Below are 21,856 nucleotides of genomic sequence, written 5' to 3'. Positions count from 1 at the left end.
TGTCTATTAATATAGGTATTCTTGCATAACGACCACAGGGATGTATCGTGTTTAGTATTCTGCTGCAAAATTTCACCTTTTAACGAATAAATTTATCTATCCATTATAATTTCTTCAGGATAATGGCAACATATAGACCTAATGTACCTAAAAAAGTTTGTCGGTACATGTCTAATTTCCTGAATACATACAGTCTTTTAAATAAATTACTATTCCTGGCCTCATTAAAGCTATCAAGAATACATTTATTCTCCGGGGTAATATTTACGTCTGTTTTATTCAAAGCGTAAATATTGGAGTCTATCCACTTCTTAAAATGCCCATCCAGAAGACCCGAAATGCGTTTAAACCTGGCCAGCCAGCCTAAATTCGAGCCAACTATATTATTAGTATGTTGCCGATAACTAATAGATGGTTTCGGATCGTAGAAAATATTTCCACCTACAGCTGTAATGACTATATATATCCACCAATCGTGAGATATAATTTCTACATCTCCAGGCGTTTTATTAATGATATTTCTGGCGGCTCGATTCAATACCATCGTATTACCGCCAGCTATACTTTGGATAAGGGCATTTTTAAAAGAAGGAGGTTTACTAAATAGTGGCGACTCACCTAAGTGGAGACAATTTTCATCAACCAACGATGTTCGACCACAATAAACAGATGGAGTATTGCAATCATAACCAGATAGAATAGATACACTCATGGTTAACTTGTTGGGCATCCACTCATCATCCTGATCACAAAAAGCGTAATAGTCGAAATTATCACCGCTCTTTTCAAGTAATGATAAAAAGTTCCAGGCAAATCCCTTGCCTGGACCATTGAATATAACAAAACGCTCACTGCCCAACTTGTCCTGATAAGATCGTAATATATCAAGAGTCCCATCAGTTGAGCCATCATCCGAGACAAACACCGTCCACTCGGTTTCAGTCTGATTTATAATAGAATCAATCTGTTGCCTTATATATTGGCTTCCATTGTAGGAACATAAAAGAACAGCGATGCTTGATGTTTTATCCATTTCAGTCGAAAGTTTCTGCGTTGTTAAGCAATACGCCATCTTTATCTTTGCCAGATAAAGTCATTTCTTCAACTTCAGGCCATTCAATATTTATCTGTGGATCATTCCACAAAATACTTCTCTCAGACTGTGGCGCATAATAATTTGTGGTTTTATAAATAAACTGTACGCGTTCTGATAATGTAATAAAACCGTGAGCAAAACCTTCTGGAATCCAGAGCTGACGATTGTTTTCAGCGCTTAAATGCACACCTACCCACTGTCCGAATGTCTCTGATGAACGTCTGATATCAACAGCCACATCAAATACTTCACCTTCGACGCAACGCACAAGTTTACCCTGCGCATGCGGGTCAAGTTGATAATGCAGACCTCTCAACACGCCTTTTTTGGACATGGAGTGATTGTCCTGAACAAAATCGACATGACGACCAACAGCTTTATCAAAAATTGACTGATTGAAGCTTTCCAGGAAAAATCCGCGATCATCGCCAAACACTTTAGGCTCAATGATCTTCACATCAGCAATTTTAGTATCAATAATGTTCATTATAAACGTCCTTCAACCAGAGCCATCAAGTACTTGCCATAGTCATTTTTGAGATAAGGTTTAGCCAGTTCTGCCACCTGTTCACGATCGATGAATCCCATTCTGTATGCGATTTCTTCCGGGCAGGCAACTTTTAAGCCCTGACGTGACTCAATAGTCTGAATAAAATTGTTTGCTTCCATCAGGCTCTGATGCGTACCGGTATCAAGCCAGGCATGACCGCGCCCCATAATTGATACTGAAAGTTTGCCCTGCTCCATGTAGATACGGTTGATATCCGTAATCTCCAGTTCACCGCGGGGTGACGGTGCAAGGTTTTTTGCCATTTCCACAACACTGTTGTCATAGAAATAAAGACCGGTCACGGCATAGTTGCTGCGTGGATGTTCAGGTTTTTCTACCAGAGAAATGGCTTTACCATCTTTATCAAATTCAACAACGCCATAACGCTCTGGGTCAGTGACGTGATAGGCAAAAACGGTTGCCCCATCATCTTTTAATGATGCCGCTTCAAGTTGCTTGTAGAGATCGTGACCATAGAAAATATTGTCGCCAAGAATCAGTGCGACTGAATCGTCACCAATAAACTCTTCACCAATGATGAAGGCTTGCGCCAGTCCATCCGGACTTGGTTGTACTTTATACTGAATGGAGATGCCCCACTGGGAACCATCACCTAACAGGCTCTCAAAACGCGGTGTGTCCTGCGGCGTACTGATGATCAGGATATCGTTGATCCCTGCCAGCATTAGCGTACTGAGGGGATAGTAAATCATCGGCTTGTCGTAAACTGGCAACAATTGTTTGCTGACTGCCATGGTTACAGGGTAAAGACGCGTTCCAGAACCACCTGCGAGAATAATACCTTTATTCTTTTTCACTATTTCACCTTAATTGGCCAGGCCGCTATTGCGGCCTGCTTCTATTAAATAAGAGTTTCAAGCAACATACGTTCAACGCCGACCGTCCAGTCGGGTAAATTCAGACCAAAGGCCTGTTGAAACTTCTCTGTATTCAGTCTCGAATTAGCAGGTCGCTTAGCCGGCGTAGGGAATGCACTGGTTGGCACAGCATTGATCGCCTGTACTTGCAGTTCGATGCCTTGTGCTTTCGCAAACTCTATCACTTTAGATGCATAAGCATGCCAGGTCGTCTCACCTGCAGCAATGAGATGATAGGTACCAGCAACAGCAGGCTTGTTCAGTGCCACTCTGATTGCATGAGCCGTGCAGTCAGCAATCAACTCCGCGCCAGTAGGCGCGCCAAACTGATCGTTTATCACTGACAGGGATTCCCGATCTTTTGCCAGTTTCAGCATCGTTTTGGCAAAGTTATTGCCTTTAGCTGCGTAGACCCAACTGGTGCGGAAGATGAGATATTTCGTCATATTGCTGACGATGGCCTCCTCCCCTTCCAGCTTCGTCTGTCCGTAGATATTCAGCGGAGCGGTTGCATCATCTTCGCTCCAGGGTCTATCACCTGAACCGTCAAAAACGTAATCTGTTGAGTAGTGAACCAGCCACGCGCCGATTTCCTCAGCTGCCTGTGCCAATGCATCAATAGAGGTTGCATTGACCAGGCGCGCTTTATCTTGCTCAGATTCAGCTTTATCAACAGCAGTGTAAGCCGTGGCATTCACGATCACGGTGGGTCTGAGCTTGCGGACTGTCTCGGCGATGCCAGCAGGATTTTCAAAATCACCACAGTAATCAGTTGATTGACGGTCAACGACAGTCAATTTTCCAAGCGGGGCCAGCGCTCGTTGTAACTCCCAACCCACCTGACCATTTTTACCAAAAAGCAGAATATCCATTAGCTACGTTTCTCGTAGTTTTGTTCAATCCAGTTCTGGTATGCACCACTCTTCACATGCTCAACCCACTGTGAATTGTTTAGGTACCATTCAACCGTTTTCTTCAGACCTGTTTCAAACGTCTCTTCCGGTTTCCAGCCAAGATCTTTCTCAATCTTCGCGGCGTCGATCGCGTAGCGACGGTCATGCCCTGGACGGTCCTGAACGTAAGTGATTTGATCGCTATAAGGTGTCGCTTTTGGACGCAGCTCATCCAGCAGCTCGCAGACTTTCATCACAACATCGAGGTTTTTCTTTTCGTTATGACCGCCGATGTTATAAGTCGTGCCGGTTTTTGCATTTTTCACTACGGTATAGAGCGCGCGCGCGTGATCTTCAACATAAAGCCAGTCACGAATCTGGTCGCCTTTGCCATAGATAGGTAACGGTTTGCCTTCAAGCGCGTTGCTGATAATCAGCGGGATCAGTTTTTCCGGGAAATGGTAAGGACCGTAGTTGTTCGAGCAGTTGGTCACAATCACCGGTAATTTATAGGTGCGGCCCCAGGCGCGAACCAGATGATCGCTGGCTGCCTTGGTTGAAGAGTAAGGGCTGCTGGGTGCATAAGGGGTTTCTTCAGTAAACAGCGGCAGTTCACCGTCCATTTCGTCCGGATGCGGTAAATCGCCATAAACTTCATCTGTAGAGATGTGATGAAAACGGAATGCTGCTTTACGTTCTTCAGGCAATGCGTTCCAGTACTGACGGGTCGCTTCTAACAGTGCGTAGGTGCCAACCACGTTGGTCTGAACAAACTCGGCCGGGCCGGTAATCGAGCGGTCAACATGGCTTTCAGCGGCCAGATGCATAATGGCATCAGGCTGAAATTCATTTAATGCTTCAGTGATAGCCTGGCCGTCGCAGATATCGATCTGCTTAAAGGTGTAGCGTGGATTACCGCTAACCTCTTTCAACGATTCAAGATTGCCTGCATAGGTTAGTTTATCAACGTTAATGACTTCATCATTCGTATTGTTGATAACATGACGCACAACCGCTGAACCGATAAAACCTGCACCACCAGTGATAAGTATCTTCATAACGTGTTTATTCCTGACAAGCTATCTGAGGCATGGGCGCCTGAATAAAAAGCAGACAATCATAGGCGTTTTCAGGGCACGCTACCGCCCCTGGGTTACAGCTCCCACGATGCTGATTATCTTTGACCGAATGAGTGTGCTGACAACATAAACCTGCCAGATGTTCAGCATTCAGTTGATTGATATCACTTTATTAATGAAATTGTTTAAGTGGGTTTATCATTCAACAATCGTAAATTCTATCACTCAGGTATAGCTATTACGAATAAAATGCGATTATGTGACAGGTGTTAGTTCAACTAATGAGCATTTTATCGGGCAGGTGATGGTTGCTGATGCGTCAGAGTGATGCAATCAGAATTTTGAGAAAGGTCTGATGAGATAATTCAAATCAAAGATAAGAAAGGCGAACCTGAGTTCGCCTTTTTGATGTTACCGAAACCCATCCGGGTTCTTGCTCTGCCAGTTCCACGTATCGCGCATCATCTCATCGATGCCGCGCGTCACGCGCCAGTCGAGCGTCGTGTTTGCCAGGGAGGCATCGGCCCAGAACGCAGGCAGGTCGCCGTCACGACGTGGTTTGATTTCGAAAGGAATCGCTTTACCAGACGCCTTCTCAAACGCTTTGATCATCTCCAGCACGGAGAAGCCTTTGCCGCCGCCCAGGTTGAAGGCGGTGTAGCCTTCCACTTTGCTCAGATGATCCAGTGCTTTCAGGTGCCCTTCCGCCAGGTCAACCACGTGGATGTAGTCACGCAGGCAGGTACCGTCTGGCGTATCGTAATCGCCGCCAAACACACCCAGCTTCTCCAGACGACCAATCGCGACCTGTGCAATGTACGGCAGCAGGTTGTTCGGAATGCCGGCCGGATCTTCACCAATTTCGCCTGACTCATGCGCGCCAACCGGGTTGAAGTAACGCAGAGCAATCGATTTAAACTTCGGCTCTGCTTTAGCGAAGTCGCGCATCACGAATTCGGTCATCAGCTTAGACGTGCCGTAAGGACTGGTGGTGCCGCCAATCGGCGTGGTCTCAACGTATGGAACCGGTGCATCTGCGCCATAGACGGTCGCTGATGAGCTGAAGATGAAGTTCCAGACGCCAGCATTACGCATCTCTTCCAGCAGTACCACGGTGCCCGCTACGTTGTTCTCGTAGTACTCCAGCGGCATACGGGTCGATTCACCTACGGCTTTAAGGGCTGCAAAGTGGATAACGGCTGAAATGCTGTTGGAGGCGAACAGGTCACGCAGACAGGCACGGTCACGGATATCGCCTTCAACGAAGGTCGCTTTTTTACCCGCCAGTTTCTCAACGCGGTTAATCGCTTCGCGTGAGGCATTGCAGAGGTTATCCAGAACCACAACATCATCACCGCGCTGCAACAGCGCCAGTACCGTATGGGAGCCGATATACCCTGCTCCACCCGTTACTAAAATTGCCATGTGAGCTCCTTTCAATCTGCCGCGCAGAACGCGGCGAATTTATTACTTTTGTTTTGCGAGGATGGTCTGGATAGCTTCGCGGAAATCACGACCCTGTGCGTTGCTGCGCAGGCCGTAAGAGACAAACGCCTGCATGTAACCGAGTTTACGACCGCAGTCGAAACTGTGACCGGTCAGCAGCGAAACATCAACGGTTTTGTGTTTGCTCAGGCTGGCAATCGCATCGGTCAGCTGGATACGGCCCCAGGCACCTGGCTCAGTGCGTTCCAGTTCCGCCCAGATATCAGCAGAAAGCACATAGCGGCCGACTGCCGCCAGATCGGAGTTCAGTCCGGCAGTATCTTCTGGCTTCTCAACGAAATCGGTAATGGTGCTGATGTCACCAGGGTGATCAATCGGCTCTTCAGTGGTGATCACCGAGTACTCAGTCAGATTGGACGCTGGCATATGCTGCGCCAGGACCTGGCTGTGGCCGGTCTCTTCGAAACGGGCAACCATCGCAGCGAGGTTATAACGCATGTGGTCAGCAGTCGAATCATCCAGCAGGATGTCTGGCAGCACGACCACGAACGGATTATCACCGATCATCGGGCGGGCACAGAGAATCGAGTGGCCCAGGCCCAGCGGCTGCGCCTGGCGCACGTTCATGATGGTTACGCCTGGCGGGCAGATAGACTGCACTTCGCTCAGCAGCTGGCGCTTCACGCGCGCTTCCAGCAGTGCTTCCAGCTCATAGGTGGTGTCGAAGTGGTTTTCTACCGCATTTTTCGATGCATGCGTGACCAGCACAATCTCTTTAATGCCCGCGGCAACACACTCGTCAATGATGTACTGGATCATCGGTTTGTCGACGACAGGCAGCATCTCTTTCGGAATGGCTTTAGTCGCAGGGAGCATATGCATACCGAGGCCCGCAACCGGGATTACTGCTTTAAGCTTGGTCATATTTATTCCGTTTAATAAAATGAAGATGTGGGTCGATTATGCAGGATCGGCCGGAAGAGCAAGTATAATCTTTATCTGAAAAGCGGACAGTAACTCTCTGTCGTAACTTGGAAATTCGGCATTTTGCCCATTGCCAGCGACGACATAAACTGAGTAAAGACAATCAGTAATCGAATATCGCCACTGCGATTTCTCTCCACGGTTACCAGGTGGCTGAGGCCAGCCATAAATGAAAACGGGCGACCCTGAGGTCGCCCGTTGATATATCTGTGCTGTAATCAGAGCCAGCCTTCAAACCACTCCGGCATCACAAACAGATTAAAGTGATTCACCAGCAACATGATGCCGACAAATACCACCGACACCGCCACCCATTGCCGGGCATAAGGAATAAACCGAATGCCAATAACCGGTTTAATGAAGAACGGATGAGCCAGTGCCGAAATCAGGATCTGCGAGATAGAGAGCGTCAGCGCCACATAGAGCACGTTTGGCCAGATAAAGGTGGTCGCCAGCACCGCCAGAACCACAATACTCGCCACAATGTTCCAGTAGAACTCAACATTGGTCCGTCCGTTGGCCTGCGAAATCGCGCCAGTCAGCCCCCCCATTGGTCGCAGCATACCAAACAGCAGCATCAGCGGGATCAGGTGATAGACCTGCTCATGCGATGCGCCATACAGGACACGCACAATGACGGGTGACAGGATGCCAATCGCCAGGTACATCGCGCTGCTGAACAGCATGATCCCCAGCGTGCCCTTCAGGAACAGCTTCTTCAGCTGCTCGGCATCGTGCTGTTTCTCAGCAAAGCGCGGCAGTGCCAGGCGGTTGATCACCGGCGTCACCAGCTTCAGCGGTTGCAGCACCAGCTCTTTCGCCAGCGAGTACACACCCAGCATCTCAGCGCCCATCACTTTACCGACCACCAGGGCATCGGCCTGGGTGCGCAGCTGGTTAATGGTCTGCGAACCAAGCTGATAGCTGCCGTAGCGAATCGCGCCAATGAAGGTCGCTTTGTCAAACTCCCAGGTCGGCCGCCAGGACTTCTCACCCAATGCAATCATGCAGAGGATGCGGGTAAAGGCGTTGATGAACAAGCCAAGAATCGCCGCCGCCACGGTGAGCGAGGTGAACTCCAGCATCGCCACCACACAGAGGAAGGCAAACAGCTTGGTGCCCATCTCAATCTTCGCCAGCGACACCATCCGCTTGGTTTTGATGTAGTGCGCCTGATACTGCGACAGATGCCCCAGCACCAGGAAGTTCAGGCTGGTCAGCATGATCAGACCCACCAGCTCTGGCAGATGATAGAACCAGGAGACCGGGAAGGCGATCAGCAGCATGATCAGACCGGTACATAAGCTGAGTGAGACGTTCACCCAGTAGATGGTGCTCTGCTCACGACGGGTAATGTTCTGGCGATGCACCAGATAACTGCTCATCCCCATATCCTGCAGCACACCCGCCACCGCAAGGATGGCGTTGATGATGGCTAACAGCCCCAGCTCGTGGGTTTCCAGTTTGCGGGCGAGAAAACTTAGCTGTGCAACCTGCAGCACCGCCGAAAAGCAGGTGCTGCCGAACAGCCAAATCGCCTGTGACTTAAATCCACTCACACCAGTTGCTCCAGAATCTGTGCCAGTTCGCCGTAGGCGATATGCTGATTAAATTCAGTCTCAACTTTGTGACGTGCGGCCGCGACGACCGGTGCCACATCCACTTCGCCCTGAGAGAGCTTCAGCAGCGTCTCCGCCAGGGCCTCAGGATCGTCCTCTTCCACCAGCCAGCCTGAAACGTTGTTCTCAATCAGTTCCGGAATGCCGCTGTGGAACGTTGAGACCACCGGCAGGCCGACCGCCATTGCCTCCATCAGTGCGACCGGAATGCCTTCCATGTCCCCATCTGCGGCAGTTTTGGATGGCAACAGGAAAATATCAGCCTCGCTCAGTGCACGACGGATCTCCTCCTGCGGTTTAAAGCCCGGCATGCTAACGCAATCTTCCATTCCCTCGCGGGCGATGAAATCACGCATCATCTCATCCTGATCACCGTTACCGATGATGGTGTACTGAAACTGGCCGCCACGCTGTTTCAGGATGGCGCTGGCTTTAACTGCCACATCCAGCCCTTTCTTCTCGGTCAGACGCGCGACTGAAACGATACGCAGCGGCGTCTGGAACGCCTGACGCGGCTTGAAGTTAAACTTCTCCGGCTCAATACCCATTCGCGTAACGTGAATTTTTTCCGGCGGGCAGCCCATCTCAATCAGTTTGTTCTCCCACAGATGGCTGATAGGCAGCATCAGCTCGCTCTGGCGGAACAGATTCACATAATCAAGTTTGTGCTCTTCCAGAATGTGACGACGCGAAATATCGGCGCCATGAAACACGGTTGCCTGTTTACCCTTGAGCACACCCAGTTCACGCAGTTTGTTCGCCAGCGCACCGGCATAGCCGAAATGTACCAGAAATACATCTGCGGTGAAGGTCTGCTTTGCATTCGCCACAATCGACGGCAGCAGCAGTTTGCTGGACTGTGCACCGTAACGGCGCACATTCAGTGAACGCAGCAGCGACGGCCGGGTCACTTTTGGCAGCACCAGCCTGATGCGCTGGTTCAGCTTATCGACAATTGAAATCTTCTCTTCCGGCAGCAGATAGTGTGTCTTCGCTGCCAGACCATACTCATCAAATGCAGCATGCCGGTTCACTAAATCGCCGGGAAAGACTGAAATTATCTCCACCTCGTAACCGGCATCAATAAAATGGGTCACCTGATTTAGTACGAATGTCTCAGAGGCAACCGGGAAACGCATGGTGAAAAAAGTCAGTTTCATCACATTACCCTAATACTTTGAGAATCTCTTCAGTGATCCGGTTGCCAATTTCCCTTTCATTCGCAACGGCCGTGTCGACCTTAAGCTTGATGTTGTCGTAATCGGCAAGGACCGTTTTGACCTTGTCGATCAGCGAGCCATCCATCAGGCTTTTTACATCGGTTGCCATCTGCGGCAGACCAAGCTGGTTCATCACACCCATCGACTTGTGCTCGTAGTTGATCGCCACAGCCGGGGTGCCAAAATTCATGGAGATAATCGCTGAGTGCAGGCGTGTACCAATGGTCAGATGGCAATGACTCAGCAGGATGCCCAGTTCCAGGTCATTAAACTCATCCATGATGACATGATAATGTTCAGGCTGCGTCACGTGGTCACGCAGAGTCAGTGCAACCATGCGGTCATCTTTGGCATAGCTGTCGATGCCGGTACAGGTGGAGAACGCCACGACCTGATAGCCTTCAGCAATCATGGCATTAATTACCCGACCAAACGCCTCTTCATACTCTTTCTGGGTTACACCAAGACGTTTATCAAACGGCGCCAGTTCACGTACCGTAATCGCAATGGTTTTGCGGCCATCGATAATACCCTGCCAGTAAAGCAGGTTATGGCTCGGATTTTCGACTTCACGCGCACGCACCAGGAAAGCGGTATCCACACCAGCCGCCACTTTAGAGCTGGTCACGCCATCACGCTTCATCAGATCAAGACTGACTGACTCGCGCAGCACCAGGCTGTCGACCCGATCAAAGACAAAATTCGCCAGCGCATTGACGCGCGGGTTCTGGAATGGCCCCACCGAGTGACCGATCAGATAGATCGGCTTTTTCGCCATCAGCGCACAAAGCGCATGGTCAAACTGGGTCACGCCATACAGGTCAACGAAGAACGATCCGCCAACCTGAATAATTGCATCATATTTTGCCAGGCTGTCCGTAAACGCTTTCAGGTGAGGCGGAACAGAGAAAGACTTAAAGATCCCGCCCTTGCCCAGATGCGCCATCATGATATCGGGCATCAGGCGGTTCGCGACTTTACGCTTAAACGAACCGACCAGACCTTTGCCTGACTTGCTGTTGTGCAGATACAGCGCATCCTGCTGAATATCCTGCTGGAGCAGATAACCGGAGCTGGTTGGATAACGGCTAATAACGTCAATGTCTAAATCACTGCGTGCAGACCTCATTGAATCAATCAGTCCACGAAGAATCGCGCCATCCCCGCGATTCCCACAGGTATGGTTACCCACCAATAAAATTTTCATAACAACTCCGAATGAATTTTTTTTAATTCTGAAAGCCGCCCAGATCCGCAATGGGCAAAATGAACTCTGATTAAAGTAATGCTTTACGGGATAACGCACCCAAAGGTAGTACTCCTGTCAAAACCGGCCGCCTCCATTGTGGCGGCCGTGATGCAAGCTGTTACGACTTAATCGCGAAGTAAGGCAGTGCGACCTGTTTACCGTTGATGACCACGGAAACAAACCCTTCCGGCTTACTGGTATCGACCTGTTCGGCAGAGAGCGGACGGGAAGCCATCAGCAGATCGCCCTGTTCGTTGGCACCCACACCTGCTTTACCGTTATGCAGGCTGAAGCGCTGTGGCGCGCGTTTAGTCGCGTCACCCGACGGCGGATTGCCTTTCTCCATTACCGCATTAACCCGCGCGCAGCGTCCGGTAACAAAGCGGTCTTTACCGGTGGTTTTTACCAGCACGACGGCTGACGGCGTCCAGCCTGCCAGTTTGACGAAGAGGCGGACATCAGTGTCATGCTCAGCGACGTAACGTACGTCGACAATCGGACTGCTGCCTTCGGCAGACCAGCTCGCTTCCGACAGCCCTTTCTTGCGCTGCACATGGATCACCGCACGGCCGCCCGTCGTCTTATCACCGATCAGGTTCATCAGCGGTTGATCACCACTGCCGTTGCTGAACTGCGACTGACCGAAAATCTCGACCTCCCACGAATCACCGACCGTCGGTGAGTAGAGGCTGCCGAGATCAAACCAGGTCTCCTGGTTAGTATTGTTCTCTAAACGCCAGCGCGAAGTGATGTAGTTATAATTCAGGCTGCCATCCAGGGCGACACCATAAGATTCAACGCGGGTTGATCCCATCTCCCAGATGTTGAGCAGACGTTCACCCTGCATGGAGTTGTCTATCCAGCTGCCCGACTGCAGGCTGGTCTGACGCATATTCAGGCGGCTGTTATGGGCGATAAGCGGATTCTTACAATCCTCCAGGCTTAGCGCATCGATGATCCACTGGCCGTTGGAGATATCGCCTGGATTTTCACAGTGCTCAATCCAGCCATTGTGAATAATCGACTGGGCGCAGCGCGCCAGGTTAAGAACCTTGCCGCCGCGACAGTGCTGCGCATTGAAGTTTGACAGCTCGATTGCGGTGCTATGATCCCAGTTGCCCTGCTTTTGGCCTGACCAGCCCGACTTAATAACATCACCTGAGCAGCGTGAGGCGTACCACTGATCAATTTTGCAATCGAGGGTATCCTGCAGACTGATGGCGGTGCCGCCGACAGCGTTAAAGCGCAGGCAGGCCCCACGGAAAAATTGTCCGCCAGGACAGGTGTTATGGAAAAAGCCCTGCTGATTCGGGCTTTTATCACTGTTACCGTTAAAAATCAGGTTAGAAAGCTCGACGCGACGGGCATTCATCTCAAAGACGAAATCTGACTTGCCATCCGAGACAATGGTTGTTGCAGGGAAGTACCCGAAGTTAACCATTGCCCCTGAGATGCGGAATAAATTGAGATTCTTATTGCCAAGGTTGCAGGCGGAAACCATAAAGGTGCCGGCCGGGAACTGGACACAGATCTGCTGGTTAGCCTGCTGTGACCACTGGAACATCGCCATAATGGCGGGCGCCGTATCGGTTTTTCCATCGGCAATTGCACCGAAATCAAACAGCGTCAGGCGGTTATAATCATCTACCACGCGGCGCCAGTGAAAGCCCTCACCGGCAAAGTTTACGCCGCCATCATTCTGAGCAGGCTGGAAGCTGCCGACAAACTCGCCGCCGCCGACTTCACGCCCTTCATGCCAGCTTTTAAGCTTAATCTTGGCCCCTTCAAACAGCGGGCGGGTTTTGCGTAACTCTTCTACGGACGGGATCTCACCAATCAGCTGATAACCTGCTGGCTGCGCCAGACGCTGACTGAAATCTGCAGCGCCAGGACGGCTGACATCCGCGATGTTGAACAGTGTCTGACCGTTACTGTCCTCGACAGCCATCGAATGCGAGGGATTGGCAATCAGTGCGGCATTATCCTGAATGAACTGCGCAAAGTTACCTTTGTTCAGTGGGATAGGCTGAGCAATCCCGGAGACTTTACCGCTGGCATCGCGCAGGAAAACCGGGATCTGGTTGCCGGGTTTACTGGCATCCACACCCGCTTTACCAATCCAGAGTTTGCCTTCAAAGCCCTGCCAGAACTGCGGTGGCATCGCGTAGACATTTTCCGGCGTCAGGATAGGCACGTCGCCTTTAGGAATGTCAGTGGCATCAACCGGCTTCAGGGCGATACCGTTACTTTTTGCAGCGTAGCTGGAAAAGGTGCTCACGGAGAGAGCCCCCACCAGAGCGGAGGCGGCGGTCTGTAAAACTTCTCTTCTTTTCATGCATCAATTCCCGTAGTCAATAAGGCCAATGGCCATGGCGGTGTCCCTGAGGCACGTCGCAAGTGAGCGTTTCCAGCTCCGTTTAAACCAATGACAGCCAGCTTTGCTTAATCTGGTTACCGTCGAATTTCAGCGCGGTTTGTTTGGTTTTTTCGCTCATGGCATAGAACAGCGCGTCATCGCTGGCGAGTTGTTCCATGCGCGCCAGAAAGGTGGCTTTATCGTTCATCGGAACCAGGAAACCATCTTCACCATGGTTGATGATCTCCTGTGGTCCGGTCGGGCAGTCATACGCGACCACCGGCAGTGACCAGGATTTTGCTTCCAGCAGCACCAGCGGCAAGCCTTCATAGCGTGAGGTCATCAGCGCCATATCGCTGTCACGATAGTAGTCATTGATATTGCTGACCTTACCGACAAACTTCACGCTGTCGGTGATGCCCAGCACGGCAGCCTGATCGTGCAGTTGCTGACGCAGTTCGCCATCACCGGCAATCACCAGTGTCCAGTCCGGATGGTTGCGTGCGAAGTCGCGCCAGATATCCAGCAACAAATCAAAGCCCTTCTGGTTATCCAGACGTCCCACCGCCAGCGCCTGACGATGACGGGTCTGGCGCTGATAATCTTTGTAAACCACCGGGTTTGGGATTGGCTTGCTGGGAATGCGCCAGCGGCTGAACACCTGATGATCTTTTTCGGTCAGAACAATCACGCGGTCGTAGTAGCGCAGCAGCAGAAACTTGAGGAACTTGATCGGTTTGCTGAAGGAGTTAATGGCGATATGTTCGCAGGCGTAGGCCTTGCCCCGCTTCTTCTTCATTGCCAGCAGATTCCAGAAGGCGAACATCACGCTCAGGCGACCCATGCTGATCAGGAAGACGGTATCGAAACCCTCTTCGTTGATACGGGCTACTGCGCTTTTGATCGGGTTGCTCTGCCCTTCGAAGCTGACGATCTGTTTGACATGTTCAAACGGATAAAAGGTTTTACCGCTGCCTTCCAGCGAGTAGATGGTGACTTCATGTGTTTCGCCAAGACACTCTGACATGAAGTTACAGATGTTCTCGGTGCCTGCATACGAATAAGCATCTTTGATCACCAGGACAATTTTTTTCATGAAACGCTATCCACCTCAAATTTTAAAGACAATCCTGCCGACAGGCTTAACGATGCTTAAGGGTAAATAGCACACCATTCACCATATACCAGGCGTAATAGTAATAGATTTTTAACGGATTGTTTTTATAGATAATTCTTAATAATTCAAGGTGCCACTGGGCTGCTTTGTTCTTATTACGCGAAAGGGAATCGCCTAATTCGTAATAGTTGACCAGAATCGTCTGAATTACGCGCGCCTGCTTATAGCGGGTGAACAATTCATATAAAAAAAGGAAATCTTCGTGGCCTTTGCGCTGGAAGAAAAGACCCTGCGGCGGACGACGGAAACAGACAGAGGAGAAACAGACACGATACTGCTTCTTCACAAAGTTTTCCTGCTGCAGGTAAGGTTTGCCGTAGGTAATATCGTGCTCAGCCTTGCGGGTTTTATAGTGATATTCGGTAATCACGAAATTATCACCCGCCGCAATGGCAGCAACCTGTTGGGTCAGCTTATCCGCATGCCACTCATCGTCGCTGTCGAGAAACGCGATAATCTCTTCAGTTGCCGCGCGCAGTCCCACATTACGGGTCTCTGCTGCGCCCATGTTAACGGCGTTATCCAGAATGGTAATGCGTGGGTCCTGACAATGTTCACGCACAAACGCCAGCGAGTCGTCGGTGGATTTGTCATTGACCAGATAGAGGTGCCAGTCGGTATAGTGCTGATTGATAACCGATTGCACAGCGCGTAATACCGTCTGACGGGCATTATACATAGGCATGACAATGCCAACGGTTCCAACAGAAGTATTCATCTTCAACCCTGAATTAATCGAAAAGAGAGGTGCTCCTGACATCAGGAGCAGAGCGAGGCGCAGTGCGCGTCAGGAGATCGCTTTCTCACCGCCGAAACGTGCTTTGACCTTGTCTTTAACCCGGTTCATAAAATAAGCACGGTTGTCTTTGTTGGTGAGGAAGAAGTAGCGAGCAAAGCTCAGGCTCGCCATCAGCGACTTACCATCCATTTTGTAGCGCAGCGGCAGCTTAAAAGCTTTGTAGGTGTGGATATCACGCGGGGTAAGATGCGGCTTCATGCTATCAAGCCAGAACATCGAGTAGTTCACCGATTCGCCTTTGTGCTTCGAGCCAAATTTCGTGACAAGGTGGTAGTTCGCCAGCGGTGCAGCGATCATCACAAAGTCATAGCCCATGCGATCGGCACGAATGCAGAAATCATAGTCCTGATGACGGATGTAGCGGGTATCGAACTCAATTTTCGCCGCGTCTTCCCGCTTCAGCACGATGGTGCTGGTCTGGATAAAGCCGTAACAGCCGAACAGATACTCAGCGACGGTTTCATTTTTGCCCGGTGGCTGCATTGGCATCACTTTCAGGAACGTGCCGTCCTGATAAATGTTCACCTGGCTGAAAATGACGAAATTCTTTTTGCCCTGGGTTTCCAGCTGAGCAATTTTTTCACTCACCTGCTGCAGTTTATCAGCGGCCCACTCATCATCGGCGTCAAGAAAGCTGACATAATCACCGGTCGCCAGCTCAATACCTTTATTACGCGCACCGGCCCCGTTGAGTTTGACCTCAGAGAGCACCAGATTGATGTCAAGATCCTGGTAGCGTTCACTGCGAACCACATCTGCCAGCGCGGCGGCATCCGCAGATTTATCATCCACGATGATGACTTCAAAATTGCGATACGTCTGCGCTTTAACGCAATCCAGCGTGGTTACAATCGATTCTGACGCATTGTAAGCGGGGATTACGATAGAGAAGCGAATGTCCTTCATTGCCAGCACCTCATTAAAAACATTTCCAATATCAAAGATATAACGTTCGGACGTGGCAGGGTAACCGGTGATGTCCTAAATTGTTGCCGAAGCGTTGGCTGCCTCTTTTTTCTTTTGGCTACTCGTGATGAATGGCTTCTCAACGTAGAGATAAGTCAGTCTGGCGACATAGAATGACGCCACAAAGAACAGAGTGGAAAGCAGGGTATAGAAGAAAAAGTTATGCTGAATCAATGACTCTGGTATCTTTTTGATAAAATAAAGCACGATGCCGTGGATCAGATAGAGGCTATAGCTGACTTCGCCTACCGACATCAGGGTTTTGCTTTCCAGCAGACCAAACAGGGAATTGCCGCTACTGATGATGAAAAACACCACGGCCAACAGGCAGAGGAAAATCAGGTAGTAGAACGTACTGCTGGTAAAGAACAGTGCGATAACAGCCAGAGCAATCGCCAGTGAGGCCGCTAAACCCGAGGAGCGGAATGCCATCCAGCGGTCGCGGTAATGCCATGCCAGATAACCTGTGGCAAAGCCCAGTACCGGACGAGGATCGGTATAGGCGGTGCCCCAGAGGCGCAGCGCTATAGCGATGGCTAAAATCCCGCCAATCGATCCCATAATGAGTAACATCCTGAAGCGACCACCGGTGGCACGATTCAACAGATAGATCACCGGAATCGACAGATAGAGCAGCCATTCCAGTCGCAGCGTCCATTCGACACCGGCATTGATATTGGCCGTCGGAATCGAACCGATATGGTAATTACCGACAAACAGGAACCAGCGCAGACCATCAACCAGCATTGCGCCGCTGGCGACAACGTCACCACTAAACCAGCCAATGACCACGATAAGCAGTGCGGAGAACCAGAACATCGGCACAATGCGTCGCACCCGGGACTTCAGCAATTTGCGTGTGAGTTCAGCGGTGGTCAGCTTGTCATTGTCCAGCCAGCGATAGAACAGAAAAGCAGAGATCATGAAAAACAGGGCAACACCGAACTTACCGGAGTTGGCAAAAAAGTTACCCTGCGACACCCATGCAAAATAGTCTTTATCAAAAATCCACTCATGATCGAGTGAATAGACGTAATGTGCAAAGTGTGAGAAGGCAACAATGCTCGCCAGCAGCGCGCGCAATCCAGAGATACTTTTAATACCGCTGCCGTTATAAACGCCGCGATGGAAAGAAAATAAGCGTAACACCATCAGTGCTATTACTAATGACAGCACCATCATCAATACGTACATATCGCCCTGCTCCTCGGGTTTTAAATAACCGGCTTAGTGAGTCGATTTAAAAACAGCATCAAAATCTTCACTTAATAAGGCGAACGTCTGCTGCGCCTTGATCTCATAAAGATCTTTCGTCGGGTGGATACAGTCCGGTGACATCTGACTACTCCACTCTTTTTGCTGCTTAATCAGCTCATATTGCTTCACGACCGGTACGTGCTGCTGCTGCGCCACCGCATTGATCTGATAAACATAAGGCCAGACGTTCCATTGCTCTGCACGGCCACACAGGGGATTAGGCTGCTGCAGCACCACCTGTTTGCCATGCGCTTTGGCCGTTTTTACCAGATCCGTGAGAATGCGGTTAAAGTCCTGCGGACTTTCCGCGCCATGAGATCGGTTCTTACCCGAAAAGACGCGCGCATCGTTGATGGCATAATTGATCAGAATGATGCTGGCATCCGATTGCGCCATACGCTGTTCCCAGCTCTCCTTGCCGTTAACAAGTTCTGAGATCTGCGCGCCCGGCGAACCATGGTTTTCGATACGGACATCATGGCCATATTTTTCCTGCAGCATCTGCTGCAGATAGGTCATTTCATTCTCTTTACTGATGACGTTACGACCGCCGGAGGAGGTCACACCAGCGGTAGTCGAGTCGCCATACGCGGCGATCACAATCGTGGCCGGGGCATCTGTTGCCTGTACCAGTAACGGCGAGGCAATCAACAGCAGGGGGAGTAATCGAATCATTTTCAGCTCTCGTCTTAGTGAACTAACTTAAATTCACGCGCCACTTCATACCCTACCACCGCCTGTTTAAGCGAAATGGTGTTGTAGTAGAGGTAGTACACCTGGAAGAAGACAAACATCGCAAACATTGCGGGCTTCCAGGCTCTTTTTGACTGATATATCAACAACGTCAGAACTATCGGCTCTACCTGTAGCAGGTAGTTTGAGAGACGAGCGCCCGAGGAGTAGTTGTAGAAAAAGATCCTGATAGCTCCCCCGACCGCAAAGGTGATAATCAGCAGGTAGTTCAGTCGCCAGGCATCATAATTGTCACGCTTCAGGCGGTTCGACAGCATGAAGTAGACAAAAATAAAGACCAGCGCCACGTTTTTCAGGTTCGATACCGAAAAAACACTGCCGGTACTGGCTGTCGCTGCGTTGTCATTATTGTAGCCAGCTGCCCTTTCACCTAATCCACCCAGGTGACCGGCAATTGCTGTAACAAAGCCCATCCCACCGACTTTCGACGCTGGAATACTCAGCACAATAATTGCAATCGGGAACCAGCGACGTTCACGCAGGAACAGGAAAGGAATCAGTGTGACTACCATGACAGCGGTATTGTGACTGATGAATGAGAGAACAAAGAAGCCAAATGCCATCCAGTAACGCTTTATATAAAGCGTCCAGACCACGCCCAGGAAAAATGCCGAGCTAAGACCAAAGCGGATCTGGTTAACATCTTTGTTAATGAAGATATGGGCCGAATAGAGCGCCAGTGCCAGCACCGGATAGGGTGACATCTTTTTGAAGAAGATGGCATTGGTCCCAACCGCCAGGATCGAGAATACAAACAGGAAAATGCTGGCATTGTGCGAAAACAGGCTGGTCAGCCAGGCAATGGCAAAGATCAGCGGCTCATAGCGGAAAAACGCCACGGTGTTTAAGAAGCCGTTAACTTCAATACGCCGGACAAAATCTTCAAAGAAGCTACGGTACTGATAGTCATCCATGCCCGTGCCGAGCCCGCGGATACCGCCGAAAACAATCAGCGTCACGGTCGCGATGCAGAGCAGATAAGTCAGAATATGGGAGGTGCGTTCATCTTTTTTTAGCAGTATTTCAAACAGCGAAAGTAGCAGCAAAAAGCCTGATACATACCAATATGGAGCCATGGTGTGATTCCTTAATTCCACAAGTTTTCATGCCAGCAATACACACGCTTCACCTTCCCGACTGGCTTTGCAGCGAGCCTGAAAAGACGGTCACACATTGCGTGCAGGCAATGCCATGCTGGTGATGAATTCTGTTGAGTGACGCTCGCCATGCGATTTATAGAGGTATCGCTTTTGTGGGTTTGGACAGAATAACCTGTGTAAATTGATGCGTGTCGTCATTCAAAAGGACGATAAAAAGGGGCGGTCAGACCGCCCCCTGGTTATTACTCAATGATCAGCTTTTATTGGGCTTGCTGTAGTCATAAGCGTAATAGTCATAACCATGGCCATACGCATTAGCGGCTTTACGTACCACGGCGTTGAGAATCACACCTTTAATCTCAATACCGTTCTGGGCAAAGCGTTTGAAGCTGACATCCACTTCTTTGGTGGTGTTGGCTTCGAAGCGCGCCACCATCAGTGAGGTACCGGCCAGCTTACCGATAATTGATGCATCGGTGACGGCCAGGATTGGCGGCGTATCGATTAACACCAGGTCGTAGTTCTTGCTCGCCCACTCCAGCAGCTCACCCATGCGACGATGCATCAGCAGCTCAGACGGGTTCGGTGGAACCTGACCACGTGGCAGGAAGTCGAAACCGTACACGCCCTGCTGAATCAGCGCCGGGCTGAACTCCGTTTTACCGGAGAGTACGTTTGACAGGCCTGATTTGTTATCCGCGCCCAGCAGTTCGTGGGTATAACCACGACGCATGTCGCCATCGATAAACAGAACACGCTGACCCGCTTTCGCGACCAGGGTCGCCAGGTTGGCACAGATAAAGGTTTTACCAATACCCGGGCTGGCGCCGGTGATCATCAGAATGTTGTTTTTCGCTTCCATCATGGCGAAGTGCAGACTGGTACGCAGGCTACGAATCGCTTCAATGGAGAGGTCAGTCGGGTTACCCAGCGCCAGCAGCGTTTCGTGCGGATCGGTTTTCACCTTGCTGCCACGACGTGCCAGGGCTTCGGTATCTTTTTTACGCTGCCAGTCAGACAGTGGAACGCTGGCGTAGACATTCATGCCCAGCTCTTCCAGCTGATCCGGGTTCTCGATGCCGTGATGCAGCAGGGCTTTCAGCAGAACCAGACCCATTGACACGATCAGACCAAAAATCAGGCTCGCGGCAATGATCAGCAGCTTCTTCGGTGCTACCGGCGAGTTAGCGGTCTGCGCGCTGTCGATGATGCGGACATCACCTACAGTACTGGCCTTACTGATACTCAGCTCCTGCTGGCGGTTCAGCAGCTGCATGTAAATCTCCTGACCAGACTGAACGTCACGGGTCAGACGCAGAATTTCCTGCTGGGTCTGCGGCATGCCAGAAATTTTCTTGTTCAGCTGAGCCTGCTCACCTTCCAGCGTTTTGCGTTTTTCAAGCAGTGCGCGGTACGTTGGGTGATCTTTAGTAAACAGCTGAGAAACTTCAGCTTCACGGAAGGTCAGTTCATTCAGCTGACTCTGCACACTGACAGAAGAGTCCAGGGCGGATTTCGCTTCCAGTGACAGGTCTACCGATTCGTTCTGACGACGGAACGTGTTCAGCTTGTTTTCTGCTTCATCCAGCTTGCTGCGAACGGCAGGCAGCTGAGTGCGTAAGAATTCCAGGCTTTTCTCGGCCTGCTCTGACTTGCGCTCAACGTTCTGTAACAGATAGTTGTTCACAATCTGGTTCAGTACTTTGCTGATCTGGTCTGGATCTTCACCCAGATACTCCAGACCCAGAACGCCGGTATCTTTACCTTTGTCTGCCACGGTCAGGTTGGAGAGGACAGAATTAATCGCCTGCAGGTCATTCAGCTTGGTCACGGTGAAGCTGGTGCCTTCATCGGCATGAATCTCGCTCACCAGCATGCTGATGTCGCCATGCGACTCCAGCTGGCCAACTTTACCTTTGAACAACTCATCGCCATTTTTGGAGACGGTGTAGCTGTCCGGACCGGTCACTTCCAGTTCAACGTTACGTTTGTCGATAGTACGTGGGATTTCCAGGCGCGAAATCGCAATACTGGCAGGTTTGTTGCCCATGAGGCGTGACAGACCTTTACCGATAACCGGGAAGTAGTTCTGCTCAACTACGGTATCCAGACCCAGATCGTCAACGGTTTTGCCGATGACCATGCGGGATTCCAGAATCTCGATTTCCGTATCAGAGGCTGGCGTCGGTGGCAGAATGCTGTCAATTTCGTTCAGAACGGTACTGGCATTCTTCTGCTCAACCTGAACTAACGCATCTGCGCTATAAATCGGTGTTGCAAACAGTGTGTAGAGTGTTCCCGCCAGCATGAAAAATGCCGTAACGGCAACAATGATCCAGCGATGATCAATGAGCTGTCCCACAAGATGCGCCAGATCCCATCCATTCGACTCCTCTCCCGGCGCGGTTCTGACCTTATTTTTTATATTCATGGA

General features: G+C 50.4%; 18 protein-coding genes. All 18 read right to left on the bottom strand.

From position 1 onward, the window contains the following. Positions 1-103: 103 nt before the first annotated feature. Positions 104-1,033: a glycosyltransferase family 2 protein gene (locus HZZ01_RS02270; RefSeq protein WP_179895328.1), complete on the bottom strand. Its 930-nt coding sequence runs from the start codon at positions 1,031-1,033 to the stop codon at positions 104-106. Position 1,034: 1 nt separating this feature from the next. Beyond that, positions 1,035-1,583: a dTDP-4-dehydrorhamnose 3,5-epimerase gene (rfbC, locus tag HZZ01_RS02265; protein WP_115764906.1), complete on the bottom strand. Its 549-nt coding sequence runs from the start codon at positions 1,581-1,583 to the stop codon at positions 1,035-1,037. After that, entirely contained in the window at positions 1,583-2,464 is an 882-nt protein-coding gene (gene rfbA / locus HZZ01_RS02260) for a glucose-1-phosphate thymidylyltransferase RfbA (protein ID WP_115764907.1), read from the bottom strand. The genes rfbC and rfbA overlap by 1 nt, the downstream gene beginning before the upstream one ends. Before the next feature lie 44 nt (positions 2,465-2,508). Beyond that, positions 2,509-3,396 (bottom strand): dTDP-4-dehydrorhamnose reductase, encoded by an 888-nt coding sequence (gene rfbD, locus HZZ01_RS02255; RefSeq protein ID WP_179895327.1) that lies wholly within the window; start codon positions 3,394-3,396, stop codon positions 2,509-2,511. Continuing rightward, complete coding sequence (rfbB, locus tag HZZ01_RS02250; protein WP_179895326.1) at positions 3,396-4,475, bottom strand: dTDP-glucose 4,6-dehydratase; 1,080 nt, start codon at positions 4,473-4,475, stop codon at positions 3,396-3,398. Before rfbB ends, rfbD begins: the two co-directional genes overlap by 1 nt. Before the next feature lie 432 nt (positions 4,476-4,907). Next, positions 4,908-5,921, bottom strand: coding sequence for a UDP-glucose 4-epimerase GalE (galE, locus tag HZZ01_RS02245; protein ID WP_179895325.1), 1,014 nt, complete (start codon positions 5,919-5,921; stop codon positions 4,908-4,910). Positions 5,922-5,963: 42 nt separating this feature from the next. Next, positions 5,964-6,866: a UTP--glucose-1-phosphate uridylyltransferase GalF gene (galF, locus tag HZZ01_RS02240; RefSeq protein WP_179895324.1), complete on the bottom strand. Its 903-nt coding sequence runs from the start codon at positions 6,864-6,866 to the stop codon at positions 5,964-5,966. 278 nt (positions 6,867-7,144) lie between these two features. Then, on the bottom strand, positions 7,145-8,485 hold the full coding sequence (locus HZZ01_RS02235) for a lipopolysaccharide biosynthesis protein (protein WP_031591354.1): 1,341 nt from the start codon (positions 8,483-8,485) through the stop codon (positions 7,145-7,147). Continuing rightward, the gene (locus tag HZZ01_RS02230; protein ID WP_179895323.1) at positions 8,482-9,705 is read right to left on the bottom strand and encodes a glycosyltransferase; all 1,224 of its coding nucleotides are present in this window, start codon (positions 9,703-9,705) and stop codon (positions 8,482-8,484) included. The genes HZZ01_RS02235 and HZZ01_RS02230 overlap by 4 nt, the downstream gene beginning before the upstream one ends. Positions 9,706-9,709: 4 nt before the next feature. Further along, positions 9,710-10,972, bottom strand: coding sequence for a colanic acid biosynthesis pyruvyl transferase WcaK (gene wcaK, locus HZZ01_RS02225; protein WP_179895322.1), 1,263 nt, complete (start codon positions 10,970-10,972; stop codon positions 9,710-9,712). Between the two features lie 160 nt (positions 10,973-11,132). After that, positions 11,133-13,349 carry a phage tailspike protein gene (locus HZZ01_RS02220; protein ID WP_179895321.1) on the bottom strand — a complete coding sequence of 739 codons (2,217 nt, stop codon included), beginning with the start codon at positions 13,347-13,349 and terminating at the stop codon, positions 11,133-11,135. Between the two features lie 82 nt (positions 13,350-13,431). Then, positions 13,432-14,466 carry a glycosyltransferase gene (locus HZZ01_RS02215; RefSeq protein WP_179895320.1) on the bottom strand — a complete coding sequence of 345 codons (1,035 nt, stop codon included), beginning with the start codon at positions 14,464-14,466 and terminating at the stop codon, positions 13,432-13,434. A 46-nt stretch (positions 14,467-14,512) separates the two neighbouring features. Beyond that, a complete protein-coding gene (locus tag HZZ01_RS02210; RefSeq protein ID WP_179895319.1) occupies positions 14,513-15,265 on the bottom strand; it encodes a glycosyltransferase family 2 protein in 753 nt (250 codons plus the stop codon). Positions 15,266-15,334: 69 nt separating this feature from the next. Beyond that, positions 15,335-16,252 carry a glycosyltransferase family 2 protein gene (locus HZZ01_RS02205; RefSeq protein WP_179895318.1) on the bottom strand — a complete coding sequence of 306 codons (918 nt, stop codon included), beginning with the start codon at positions 16,250-16,252 and terminating at the stop codon, positions 15,335-15,337. Positions 16,253-16,327: 75 nt separating this feature from the next. Continuing rightward, positions 16,328-17,506, bottom strand: a complete 1,179-nt coding sequence (locus tag HZZ01_RS02200) for an acyltransferase (protein ID WP_179895317.1) — start codon at positions 17,504-17,506, stop codon at positions 16,328-16,330. 33 nt (positions 17,507-17,539) lie between these two features. Continuing rightward, positions 17,540-18,244, bottom strand: a complete 705-nt coding sequence (locus tag HZZ01_RS02195; protein ID WP_179895316.1) for an SGNH/GDSL hydrolase family protein — start codon at positions 18,242-18,244, stop codon at positions 17,540-17,542. Positions 18,245-18,258: 14 nt separating this feature from the next. Further along, entirely contained in the window at positions 18,259-19,398 is a 1,140-nt protein-coding gene (locus HZZ01_RS02190) for an EpsG family protein (protein WP_179895315.1), read from the bottom strand. Between the two features lie 277 nt (positions 19,399-19,675). After that, entirely contained in the window at positions 19,676-21,853 is a 2,178-nt protein-coding gene (wzc, locus tag HZZ01_RS02185; RefSeq protein ID WP_179895314.1) for a tyrosine-protein kinase Wzc, read from the bottom strand. Between the last annotated feature and the right edge of the window lie 3 nt (positions 21,854-21,856).

Origin of the sequence: Pantoea sp. WMus005 (genome assembly GCF_013415305.1) — a bacterium.
Lineage (GTDB): Bacteria > Pseudomonadota > Gammaproteobacteria > Enterobacterales > Enterobacteriaceae > Pantoea > Pantoea rara.
Note: the sequence above shows the minus strand (reverse complement) of the source record. Positions and strands in the feature narration are given on the sequence as shown.